General features: G+C 73.7%; 7 protein-coding genes. 5 read left to right on the forward strand and 2 right to left on the reverse strand.

The window, feature by feature from the left end; translation table 11 throughout:
- Positions 1-235: 235 nt before the first annotated feature.
- The gene (locus tag ACZ5OX_RS18255; protein WP_465630972.1) at positions 236-703 is read right to left on the reverse strand and encodes a GreA/GreB family elongation factor; all 468 of its coding nucleotides are present in this window, start codon (positions 701-703) and stop codon (positions 236-238) included.
- Positions 704-856: 153 nt separating this feature from the next.
- Complete coding sequence (locus tag ACZ5OX_RS18260; RefSeq protein ID WP_465630973.1) at positions 857-3,007, reverse strand: UvrD-helicase domain-containing protein; 2,151 nt, start codon at positions 3,005-3,007, stop codon at positions 857-859.
- 256 nt (positions 3,008-3,263) lie between these two features.
- Between ACZ5OX_RS18260 and ACZ5OX_RS18265 the strand changes: the two genes are divergently transcribed.
- From ACZ5OX_RS18265 to ACZ5OX_RS18285, 5 genes are all read left to right on the forward strand, one after another.
- Positions 3,264-4,706, forward strand: a complete 1,443-nt coding sequence (locus ACZ5OX_RS18265; RefSeq protein ID WP_465630975.1) for a glyceraldehyde-3-phosphate dehydrogenase — start codon at positions 3,264-3,266, stop codon at positions 4,704-4,706.
- Positions 4,707-5,001: 295 nt separating this feature from the next.
- Positions 5,002-5,799 carry a hypothetical protein gene (locus ACZ5OX_RS18270; protein ID WP_465630976.1) on the forward strand — a complete coding sequence of 266 codons (798 nt, stop codon included), beginning with the start codon at positions 5,002-5,004 and terminating at the stop codon, positions 5,797-5,799.
- A 130-nt stretch (positions 5,800-5,929) separates the two neighbouring features.
- Positions 5,930-6,970 (forward strand): hypothetical protein, encoded by a 1,041-nt coding sequence (locus ACZ5OX_RS18275; RefSeq protein WP_465630978.1) that lies wholly within the window; start codon positions 5,930-5,932, stop codon positions 6,968-6,970.
- Positions 6,971-7,096: 126 nt separating this feature from the next.
- Positions 7,097-9,004: an HSP90 family protein gene (locus tag ACZ5OX_RS18280; protein WP_465630979.1), complete on the forward strand. Its 1,908-nt coding sequence runs from the start codon at positions 7,097-7,099 to the stop codon at positions 9,002-9,004.
- Positions 9,004-11,988 carry a hypothetical protein gene (locus ACZ5OX_RS18285; protein ID WP_465630980.1) on the forward strand — a complete coding sequence of 995 codons (2,985 nt, stop codon included), beginning with the start codon at positions 9,004-9,006 and terminating at the stop codon, positions 11,986-11,988. The genes ACZ5OX_RS18280 and ACZ5OX_RS18285 overlap by 1 nt, the downstream gene beginning before the upstream one ends.
- The last annotated feature ends 134 nt before the right edge of the window (positions 11,989-12,122 follow it).

Raw genomic sequence — 12,122 nt, forward strand, 5'->3', positions numbered from 1 at the left:
CGCCAAAGAAGCAGTTCCTGTGAGCTGATAGGCGACACCTATCGGTGAATTCCCGAACGCCCTTCCACGAATGTCCCGGAAGTGCGATCGGGAATTCCGCTGTGTGGTCCATCGTTCCGGAGCGTCAAAGAAGCAGTTCCTGTGAGCTGATAGGCGACACCTATCGGTGAATTCCCGAACGCCCTTCCACGAATGTCCCGGAAGTGCGATCGGGAATTCCGCGATTCCGCCCGGGCTACGCCGCGTCGCCCACCGACAACACCATCGCGCTGGCCGCGCCGCCCGGAGTCTCGTAGTGCACCGTCTCCCCGGCGTGGCGGCCCAGCAGCGCCTTCCCGAGCGGGCTGTCGAAGGTGACCAGGGTGATGTCCCGTTCCTCCGCCAACTCCGAGATCTCGACGGTCTCCTCCGTGCCGTCGCCGAACCGCACGGTCACCGTCGACCCCACCCCGACCACACGCGTGGACGGCTCCCCGGCCACCTCGGCCTCCCGCAGACGTGTCTCCAGCTCGGCGATCCGCCGGTCCAGGCGGGTCACCTCCGACGCCCGCTGCAACTCGTCCGCCGCGTCCGCCCGGTCCCCCGTCGGCTCCACCCCGCGCAGCGTCGCCGCCACCTTCCCCCGGTCCGCCCGCAGCTGCGCCAACTCCTCCCGCACCGCACGCAGACCCTCGGCACTGATCGGTTCCGGCCCACCGCTCATCCCAAGCTCCCGGGGCTGCTCGTCAACGCTCGAACACCGGCCGCCTCCCATTACCCCACCCCACGGAGACCAGGGCAACTTCCGGGCGAATCGACCACCTTCGGCCCCTCACCGAGCGTCACCCGCAGTCCCGCAGTCCCGCGGCCGCGCGGGTCACCGGGCGGGCGAGTGCGCCGGGACGACCGGTTCGAGGAAGTCGCTGGGTGCCCCGTGCCAGGAGACGAAGAGGGCTTCCCGTGCGCGCGTGCACGCCACGAAGAGCAGGCTCAGTTCGCTGTCCAGGTCCTCGCGGTGCTGCAGCGGGTCCGTGTCCTGCGGGGTGACCGCGCTGGGCATGGGCAGCATCCCGTCGCTCACACCCGCCACGGCGACGCAGCGGAACTCCAGCCCCTTCATCCGGTGCATGGTCCCGACCCGGACACCGGGGGAGGGCACGTCGCCGAGCAGGTGGGCCGGCGTCCCGCTCCGCTCCAGCGCCCGGGCGATGTCGCGGCCGAGTCGGGCGGTGCGCACGGCGACACCGATGTCCGCCGGGCTCACGCCCGAGGCGGTCCACTCCTCGACGCGCGCGACCAGGGCCCGGATCTCCTCGGCCTGGTCGGGGTGGCCGACCACCTCGGGGTGCGCGCCGTGCAGGGTCGAGTGGTAGCCGGCCAGCGAGTCCTGCCCGCCGTCCATGTCGTCCGGGCGTTCGCCGGTGAGCAGGGACGCGGACCAGCTGAGGATCTCCTGCGTCGTCCGGTAGTTGATCCGCAGGCGGAAGGAACGGCCGACCACCTGGATGCCGAGCGAGCGCAGCGAGACCTTGTTCCCGTAGATCCGCTGGTGCGGATCGCCGGAGAGGAACAGGTCGTCCGGCCCGACGGCCACGAGCGCCCGCAGGAACCGCCACTGGACGGGGTGCAGGTCCTGCGCCTCGTCGATCACCACGTGCCGGAACGGGCGGGCGTCCTGGTCGTCGAGGGCCCGCGCGGCCTGCGCGCAGACCTGGAGGTACGTCAACTCCCCGGCCTGGCGCAGCTCCTGCTCGAACGCGGCCACCACCCGCCAGAGCCGGGTCCGCTCCGTGGCCCCGAGGGCCTTGCCGCGTCCGGAGCGCGGTGCCCGCAGGTACTGCTCGTGGCTCTCGATCGCCTGGGCCAGGACGACCTGTCGCCACTCCTGGTCGAGGAACACGTCGGTGAACTCGGCGCCGAGCCGACGGGCGACCCGTCCCCAGCGGGCGAGGGCCGCGGACTGCTGGAAGAGGACCTTCGTCGGGGCGCCGCGGGGGGACCGCCGCAGGACCTCCTCGGCCAGCGCGTCGACGGTGACCACCCGGACCTTCGCCAGGATCCGCTCGTTCGTGACGAGCAGTGCGAGGCAGCGCTCCAACTCCGCGGCGAGGTCCTCGGAGAAGGTGGTCAGCAGAATCGATCCGTCAGGTGCGTCCTGCGGCAACCGGCGTGCCAGGTGGTACGCCCGGTGCAGGGCCACCACCGTCTTCCCGGTCCCGGGGCCACCCGTCACCCGGGCCGGCCCGTTGTACGACTCCCGGTAGGCGACCCGGTACTGGGCCGGGTGCAGGAAGATCCGCCAGGCGTCGAAGGGGCGTTCCAGGATCTCCAGCAGCTCCTCGGGCCCGGACACCAGGGCGACCCGGCCGCGCGCGCGGGCCATGGCCGAGACCAGACCGTCGGCGGGCTGTTCGACGCCCGTGGGGGCGGCCGCCCGGGCGTACGCCTGGACGATCTCACGGTCGATCTCGGCCGGCTCCATCCCGCTCGCGAGGCCGATCAGGACGTCGAACTGCTGCTCCGGCAGCACGCGGTGGAGCGCCTCCAGGTGGGCCTCGTCGGGGAGCAGCCGGATGATCGGCAGGATCTCCTCGTCGACGCCCAGGCTGCGCAGGACCTTGTCGGAGCGGTCGGCGAAGAGCCTCCGGGGTTCGTCGGCGGCCAGCACCCTCAGCGACCGGGAGGCCCGTTCCAGCGCGACGTCGTTGCGGATCTCGACGCCCTGGGTGGCGGCGTTGACCGAGGCCCGGTGCTTGGCGGCCCAGTCGTTGGCCTTGTCGTGCGGAAGGACCTTCAGCAGGAGGTAGCCGTCGCCCCGGTCGGCCTTGAGGACGACCCCGCGCCAGAAGTCGGTGATCCGGATGGTCCGGATCCGGGGGTCCCGCTGGTTGGTGAGCTTCTCCAGGTGCACGCCGGTGTGGGTGGCCTCGGTGAACTTCTCGAAGGTCTCGAAGACCCGCCGCTGCACCGGCTTCTCCAGCGCCGCGAACTCCATCAGGAAGTCCCGGTGCATGCCCAGCGTCGCCACCCCGGCCCCCCTCGCGCTCCCGGCCCGTCCGCGCGGCCGGGCAGTGCGCCTCACTGTACTGGCCCCGGTGATCACTCGCGGCGGGCCGCCCGGCGGGAGCCCCTGCGGGGTGGCGGTGATCACCTTCGGCATGGGGCGGGGGGCGAAAGCGCAGGTCGGGGGCGTGGGCGGAGAGGGCTGGGCGGGGACCGGCGGTCGGGGCGCGGGCGGGCGAAGCTACCATGTGGGCAACACCCTCAGCTCGAAAGATGGACTTGTGACTGTCAACGACGACGTGTTCACGGACTGGAAGAACCGCGAGGAGATCGCGGAGTCGATGATCCCGATCATCGGGCGGCTGCACCGGGAGAAGGACGTCACCGTCCTGCTCCACAGCCGTTCCCTGGTGAACAAGTCGGTGGTCAGCATCCTCAAGACGCACCGCTTCGCCCGGCAGATAGCCGGCGAGGAGCTCTCGGTCACCGAGACGATGCCGTTCCTGGAGGCGCTGACCGCCCTGGACCTCGGCCCCTCGCAGATCGACCTCGGCATGCTCGCCGCGACGTACAAGGCGGACGACCGGGGCCTGTCGGTGGCGGAGTTCACCGCCCAGGCCGTCGTCGGTGCCACCGGTGAGAACAAGCTGGAGCGCCGGTCCGCGCAGGACGTCGTGCTGTACGGGTTCGGTCGCATCGGCCGCCTGGTCGCCCGCCTGCTGATCGAGAAGGCGTCCGGCAACGGTCTGCGGCTGAAGGCCATCGTCGTGCGCAACGGCGGCGGCGACGACCTGGTCAAGCGCGCCTCGCTGCTGCGCCGTGACTCCATCCACGGCCAGTTCCAGGGCACGATCACCGTCGACGAGGCGAACAACAAGATCGTCGTCAACGGCAACGAGATCACGGTGATCTACTCCAACGACCCGAGCGAGGTCGACTACACGGAGTACGGGATCAAGGACGCGATCCTGATCGACAACACCGGCAAGTGGCGTGACCGCGAGGGCCTGTCCAAGCACCTGCGCCCCGGCATCGCCAAGGTCGTGCTGACCGCCCCCGGCAAGGGCGACGTGCCGAACATCGTGCACGGCGTCAACCACGACATGATCAAGCCGGACGAGCAGATCATCTCCTGTGCCTCCTGCACCACCAACGCCATCGTCCCGCCGCTGAAGGCGATGGAGGACGAGTACGGCGTGGTCCGCGGCCACGTGGAGACCGTCCACTCGTTCACCAACGACCAGAACCTGCTGGACAACTACCACAAGGCCGACCGTCGTGGCCGCTCGGCGCCGCTGAACATGGTGATCACCGAGACCGGTGCCGCCTCGGCCGTCGCCAAGGCCCTGCCGGACCTCAAGGCGAAGATCACCGGCAGCTCGATCCGCGTGCCGGTGCCGGACGTCTCCATCGCGATCCTGAACCTGCAGCTGAAGCGCGAGACCAACCGCGAGGAGGTCCTCGACTACCTGCGGGAGATCTCGCTGACCTCGCCGCTGAAGCGCCAGATCGACTTCACCGACTCGCCCGACGCCGTCTCCAGCGACTTCATCGGCTCGCGCCACGCCTCGATCGTGGACGCCGGCGCGACCAAGGTCGAGGGTGACAACGCGATCCTGTACCTGTGGTACGACAACGAGTTCGGTTACTCGTGCCAGGTCGTCCGGGTCGTGCAGTACATCTCGGGTGTCGAGTACCCGACCTTCCCGGCTCCGGCGGTCTGATCCACCGGTAGGGCAGGACGACACGGCAGTGCGGTGGGGGGGGGGGGGGGGGGGGAAGGCCGGCGTGACAGGCGCGGGGGGAGGGGGAGTTGGGGGTGGGGGGGGTGGGAAAGTGTGTTGTGGGGGCGAAGTCCCCGCCCTCCTGGTCTTGGGGGGTACCACCAGTGGGGGGGGAGGAAAGAGAGGGGGGGGGGGGGGGGGGCCACCCCCCCCCCCCCCCCCCCACCGGCGTTCGGGGGCGGCGGGGCTGCGGCTATCTTGAGCAGTCACTGACAGGACTGGGGAGGCGACGGGGATGGGTGGTCGGAGGGTGCTCGCCGCGGTGGCGGCGGCCGGGGTGCTGACGGGTGTGCTGGCCGGGTGCTCCTCCGGGGGGTCGAACAGCCCTGGCGGGACGGCGGCTTCGGCCGCGTCCGGTCCGGCGGCGGCGCTGTCGGCGGCGCCCACGGCCGCCTCGGCCGTGGCCGCCCCCGGGTCCGCCCCGGCCGCCGCCGACGCCCCCGGGGCGACCCCGGCGGCCGCCTCCGCGTCGGCCCCCGCACCCGCCCCGGCCGCCGAGGCGCCGCACGGGGACCTGGAGGCGCCGCTGCTGGACGACAAGGTGGTCGGACAGGTGCTGCCGGACGGCAAGGCGATGCCCGGGTGGGAGGAGGAGAAGCGCAGGGTCGACACCGCCGACCACAAGGTCACCTGCACCGGCGCCGCGGCCGCCTCCTGCGCCGGGAAGCCGCTGAGCGGGTCGGTCCGGTACTCCTCGGGGGACGTCGTCGTGCGCTTCCTGGTGGACACCCTGCCCAGCCGGGACGCGGCGGCGCAGCGGCTGAAGGAGAACTACGCCTCGTACGCCGCCGGGCCGTTCAGGAAGGTCGACACCCCGGCGCTGGGCAGCGAGAGCCAGGCCTTCCAGGGGCCGCTGGCCGAGGGCGAGGGCGTCGGGATCGTGGTGCGCTCGGGCACCGTGGTGGCGAGCGTGACCAGCGAGGGCGGTCCGGTGGACGTGGCCGCCACCCGGCGGTTCGCGGTGATGCTGGTGCAGCGGATCGAACAGGCGCAGGCCGGGAGGACACCGGACGCCGGGCTCGCCGCGGGCTGAGCGACCCCCTCCCCGCACGCGCAGGGCGCTGGGCTGGGCAAACGGATGTCAGTCGGCCGTGATATGTACCTATCTCGTGGTCACAGTGCGGCCATGCGAAAGATGCCGATGACGTTCGAGGGGGCCAGACATGCCGCTGTTCCGACGCCGCTCCGGTGGGGAGGGCGCGCAGGACAGAGCCGGGCGGCGCGGGTTCGGCTTCGGCCGCCGGGGCACCGGATCGCCCGTGGCGGCCGGTGGCGGCGAGCCGCGGCTCGACCCGACGTACGGGAACGAGACGGCCCGCCTGGCGCTCCGCCAGGCCGCCGCCGGGGACTGGCCCGCGCTGCGCCCCGTGCTGGCCGCCGCCGACGGCGCCGACCTGTCCTTCCTGGTCGGGGCGATATCCGACGTGCCCAGGGTCGAGCAGTGGACGGCCCGCGCGCTGGCCGACACCCCGGACGACGCGCTGCTGCTGGTGCTGTCCGGCGCCCGGCACGTCGTCTGGGCCTGGGAGGCCAGGACGAGCGCCCGGGCCAAGGACGTCACCGAGGAGCGCTGGAAGGTGTTCCACGAGCGGCTGGACACCGCCGAGGAGCAGCTGCTGGAGGCCGCCGAGCGCGAGCCGTCCTGGCACGCCCCCTGGAGCTTCCTGCAGACGAGCGCCATGGGGGCCTCGCTCGGCGCGGACGTCGCCACCGTCCGCTTCGAGGCCGCCGTGCGCCGGGCGCCCGGGAACGCCGGCTCGCACCGCGCCCGGCTGCAGCAGCTGAGCGCCAAGTGGGGCGGCTCGCACGAGGAGATGCACGAGTTCGCCCGCACCGCGATGCTCGCCGCGCCCGAGGGCAGCCAGCTCGGCGAGCTGGTGGCGCTCGCGCACCTGGAGCACTGGCTGGCCCTCCCGGACGGCGAGGACCGCGCGTACCTGACCAGCCCCGCCGTGGTCGGCGAGCTGCAGGAGGCGGCCTTCCGGTCCGTCCTGCACCCCGACTTCACGCCGGTGCGCGGCTGGCAGACGAGCTTCAACGCCTTCGCGATGGCCTTCTCCCTCGCCGACCAGCCCAAGACGGCACGCCTGCTGTTCGAGGCGCTGGACGGCTTCGTGACCGAGGCGCCGTGGCACTACCTGTCGCGCGATCCGGTCAAGGCCTTCCGCGCCCACCGGGACCGCTGCACGTCGTACTGGCGCTGAGCCGTACCCCCGTCAGCGCCACCCGCCCGTCACGGCGCCCGGCCGTCACGGCGCCCGGCCGTCACCCGTCGACCACGTCATCCACCGTCACCACCGTCATCCACCCCGCGATCGAAAGAGCCTCCGGTGTCCCCTACCGACAACCCGACGAGTGCGCACACCTTCCAGGTGGACCTGCGCGGCCTGGTGGACCTGCTCTCCCACCACCTCTACTCCAGCCCGCGGGTCTACCTGCGCGAGCTGCTGCAGAACGCCGTGGACGCGATCTCCGCCCGCCGCGCCCTCGACCCCGGGGCGCCGGCCAGGATCACCGTCCGCGCCGACGACGAGCTGTCCGTCACCGACACCGGCATCGGCCTGACCGAGCAGGACGTCCACACCTTCCTCGCCACCATCGGCCGCAGCTCCAAGCGCGACGCCGACGGCCGGCTCGACGGCGCCGGGCTGGCCCGGGCCCGCGGCGACTTCATCGGCCAGTTCGGCATCGGCCTGCTCGCCTGCTTCGTGGTCGCCGACGAGATCACCGTGGTCACCCGCTCCGCCGCCACCCCCGACGCCCCGGCGATCGAGTGGCGCGGCAGCTCCGACGGCAGCTACACCATCCGCACCCTGCCCGCCTCGGCCAAGCCCGAGCCCGGCACCACCGTCACGCTGGCCCCGCGCGCCGACGCCGCCGAGTGGACCCGCCCCGGCCGGGTCGTCAGCCTCGCCCGGGACTTCGGCAGCCTGCTGCGCCACGACGTCACCGTGATCGACGGCAACGGCACCGAGCACCGGATCAACCGCACCCCGCCGTGGGCCGAGCGCCACGCCTCGCCGATCGCCCGGCGCGACGCCCTCACCGAGTACTGCCGCGCGGCCTTCGACTTCACCCCGCTCGACACCATCGAGCTGGACCTGCCGCTGGTCGGCCTGCGCGGCGTCGCGTACGTCCTGCCGGACGCCGCCCCGCCCTCGCGCCGCAACGGCCACCGGGTGCACCTCAAGGGCATGCTGCTCTCCGACCAGGCCGACGAACTGCTGCCGGACTGGGCGTTCTTCGTCCGCTGCGTCGTCGACACCGACGGGCTGCGCCCCACCGCGTCCCGCGAGGGCCTGTACGCCGACGAGACGCTGGCCGCCGTCCGTGACGCGCTCGGCGCCCGGATCCGCGACTGGCTGACCGGCCTGTCCGCGAGCGACCCCGCCCTGCTGCACCGCTTCCTGTCCGTCCACCACCTGGCCGTCAAGGAACTCGCCCGCTACGACGACGAGTTGCTGCGGATGATGCTGCCCTGGCTGCCGTTCGAGACCACCGACGGCAACGTCACCCTGGACGAGTTCACCCGCAGCCACCCGGTGGTGCTGGTGACCCGCACGGTCGAGGAGTTCCGGCAGGTCGCCCCGATCGCCGGCGCGGCCGGACTCGGCGTGGTCAACGGCGGCTACACCTACGACCACGACCTGGTGCACCGGCTGCCCGAGATCCGCCCCGGGGTCTCCGTCTCCGACCTCGACCCGGGCACCGTCACCGCGCACCTGGACACCGTCGACCCGGCCGCCGAACTGGCCGCCAACGCCTTCCTGGCGATCGCCCGCGAGGTGGTCGGCCGGTTCGACTGCGACGTCGCGCTGCGCAGCTTCCACCCGACCAACGCGCCGGCCCTGCTGCTCGACAACCGGGAGGCCAGGCACGAGCGCACCCGCGCCGAACTCGCCGACGAGGCCGACGGGTTGTGGGCCGACATCCTCGGCTCGCTGCGCGCCGAGGCGCCCCGCGCCCAGCTGGTGCTCAACCACCTCAATCCGCTGGTGCGCCGCGCCGCCACCGTCACCAGCCGCGAGCTGGCCGTCACCGCCGTCGAGGCGCTGTACGGGCAGGCCGTGCTGATGACCCGCCGTCCGCTCAAGGCCAGCGAGTCCGCCCTGCTCAACCGCTCGTTCATCAGCCTGCTCGACCACGCGATGCTCGGCCACGAGGCGGCCGGCGCGGCGGGCTCCCCCGGTGGCGAGAAGTCCGGTGGCGAGAAGTCCGACGGCGAGAAGGAGGCGTGATGCTGGACACCCCCGACGCGGTGATGGCCGCGCTGCGCGAGAACGACGCCCGCCCGTACGGCCGCACCAGGACCGTCACCGCCGAGGAACTCGTCGACGCCGCCGAGCAGTTCGAGGACACCGGGGTCCGCTCGATGGCCCTGCTGGAACTGATGGAGGCCTACGAGTACGACGGCGAGCGCAGCAAGAGCCCGGTCGTCTTCGCCCGCATCCTCAAGCTCTGGGACACCGACCCGGACGGCTTCGGCGAATGGGCCCGGCACCAGGTGCTCTGGCGCTTCAAGTGGGTCGCCGACGCGCTCAAGGACACCCCGGACGTCCCGCTCACGGCGATCCGGCGCTGGCACACCGAGCTGCGCGACCGCTACCGCGCGGCCGGCCACGACCTCCAGCCCTACTACGCCCAGCGCTACCACCTGGCCGTGCAGACCGGCATCGGGGTGCAGGACGCCTACGAGCTGTGGGCGGCGCGCCGGCGCTCCGAGCTGAGCGACTGCCACGCCTGCGAGACCCGCGCCCGCGCCCGGCACTTCATCGCCGCCGGGGACGACGCCCGGGCGCTGGAGGTGCTCGCCCCGGTGCTGGACGGCCGCAGCGGCTGCGAGCAGGAGCCCCACCTCAGCCAGGCCACCGCGCTGCTCGCCCAGCTGCGCCAGGGCCGGCTGGACGAGGCCGTCTCCGGCCACCTCGCCGGCTACCGCAACTCCCGCGGCAAGGCCTCGATGCTGAGCGCCCTCGGCCTGCACATCGAGTTCTGCGCGCTGTCCGGCAACGAGCCGCGCGGCCTGGAGCTGCTCGCCGAGAACCGCGGCCTGTTCGCCGTCACGGGGGACCCGGCGGCCCTGCTGGACTTCCTGACCGGCGTCGAGGTGCTGCTCGGCCGGCTCGCCCGGACCGGCCACGGCGACCTGGCGGTCAGCGGCCCGGCCGGCACCACCTGGACGGTGGACTCCCTGCTCGCCCACGTGCGCACCGAGGCCGGCGCCCTGGCCGCCCGCTTCGACGCCCGCAACGGCACCGACGCGGTCGGCGCCGGGCGGCGCGCCCGGCTGGCCGCCGAGCCGCTGCTCGCCGAGCCGCTGGCGCTGGGCGTGCGGGCCGCCGCGGCGCCCGGGCTGTCCGCCGCCCCGGCCGTCGCCCCCGCGCCGCGCCGGGCGGTCGAGCCGGAGCCGGAGGACTTCACCGCCCTGGTGCTGCGCGCCCGCGAGCTGGAGGTGCTCGGCCACCCGGACTCCGACCGGCTGTGGAAGCGGGTCGCCGAGCGCGTCGAGGCCGCGGACTTCGTCCATCCGGAGAGCGCCGAGCTGGGCGGCCCCGAGCGACTGCGCGCCGAACTCGCCGAGCAGCGCGCCCACGAGGCGCTCCAGCGCGACGCGTACGCCGAGGGCAAGGCCGGACTGCTGGCCGCCGCCGACCTGTTCGAGGAGGCGGGGCTGGCCGGGCCGGCGCTGATGTGCCGCACCCGGACCCTGATCGCGGACCTGGACGAGAGCGACGGCGACGGCGACGTCAAGGGTGACGGCGACGGCGACGTCAAGGGTGACGGGGGCGGCGACGGCGAGGGCAGCGGCGCCCGGAGGCCCGACTGGGCGGCGCTCGACGCGGCGCTCGTCCGGGCCGAGGAGCTGCGCGCCCACGGCGAACTGACCGACGACGACTACCTGATCGTGCTGCAGACCCGCGCCTACGCCGCCCACCACGACCTGGTCGAGACGCTGCCCGAGCCCGCCGCCGAGGTGGCCGAGCGCTTCGAGGCGGCCGTCGGGGCGTACCGGCGGGCGGCCGTGGAGCTCGGCTCCGAGCGGCGGGCCGCCACCTCCCGGCAGTACACCGCGGACGCCGCCGCCCGGGCGGGCCGGCTGGCCGAGGCGGAGACCGAACTGCGGGAGGTGCTCGCCCAGTTGGACGCCGCCGAGCTGCCCTGGCACACCCCGCGGGTGCTCGGCCTGTTGGGCCAGGTGCTGCTGCAGGGCGACGAGCCCGGCCAGGCGGTCGAGGTGTTCCACCGGGCGCTGGCCGAGGCCGTCCGCTGGGGCGACGACTCCTACCCGTTCGCGCCGACGTACATGATGCTCGGTCACTCGTGCCTCCGGGTGGGCGACCTCGGCGGCGCGGTCCGCGCGCTGTCGGAGGCGGCCGCACGCTACGACCGCAAGGGCGCCGAGGCGGTCGAGGAGGCCGCCCAGGTGCGCCTGCAGCTGGCCGACGTGCTGCGCGACACCGGCCGGGCGGCGGACGCGGTGGCCGTGCTGGAGTCGGTGCTGCTGGACGCGTCGGCGGCCCGGCTGGACGGCCGGATGCTCGCCCAGGCCCGGCTGGACCTCGCCCGGGGCCTGTCCGAGCTGGAGGAGTACCGGGACGCCGCCGAGGAGTACCTGCGGCTGGCCGACCAGGTGGCCGGCTGGGAGGAGCAGGAGACCCACACCATGGTCGCCTGCGAGGCCACCGTGGCGCTCGCCCGGGCCGAGCGCTGGGACGCCGCCGACGCGGCACTGGCCCGGGCCCGCGAGGCTCACGGCAAGGCCCCCCAGGTGGACCAACTGGCCGCCACCCTACGGGAGTTGGTTCGTCTGACGACGCGGGCGAAGGGCGCGGAGGGGTTGCAGGCCGCGCTTGCCCTGCTGGCCGAGGCGGACGCGCTCGGCGAGGCCGCCGAGCGGGCCGGCATGGAGTACAACTCCTGGTACCTGCGCGGTGGTTCGCACTACGAGCGGGCACGCGCGCTGGCCGTCGCCGGGCGGCACGAGGAGGCGCTGGCCGAGGTCGAGCGGGCCATCCCGGAGTACGAGGCGGGCGGCGGGCAGGCCGAGTCGCCGCGGGCGGAGGCCGTCCGGCTGGCCGCGCTGATCGAGGGCAGTGACCTCGGCCGCACGGACGCGGCGGTGGCCCGGCTGACGGCCGGCATCGCGCGCTGCGAGGCGGCCGGTCTGTCGGAGGCCGCGGAGATCCTGGCGGACCTGCGGGAGCAGTTCGCGGGCGAGTGACGCCCCGCGTCCTGGGGGGGGGGGGGGGGGGGGGGGGGGGCCCCCCCCCCCATCACCCTTGTCCTCCAAGGCCCCGCATGACACCCCAAAACACCCCCCCCCCACCTCCCACCCCCCATCGCCCCCCCACCAAT

The organism is Kitasatospora sp. NPDC032121, assembly GCF_055580145.1.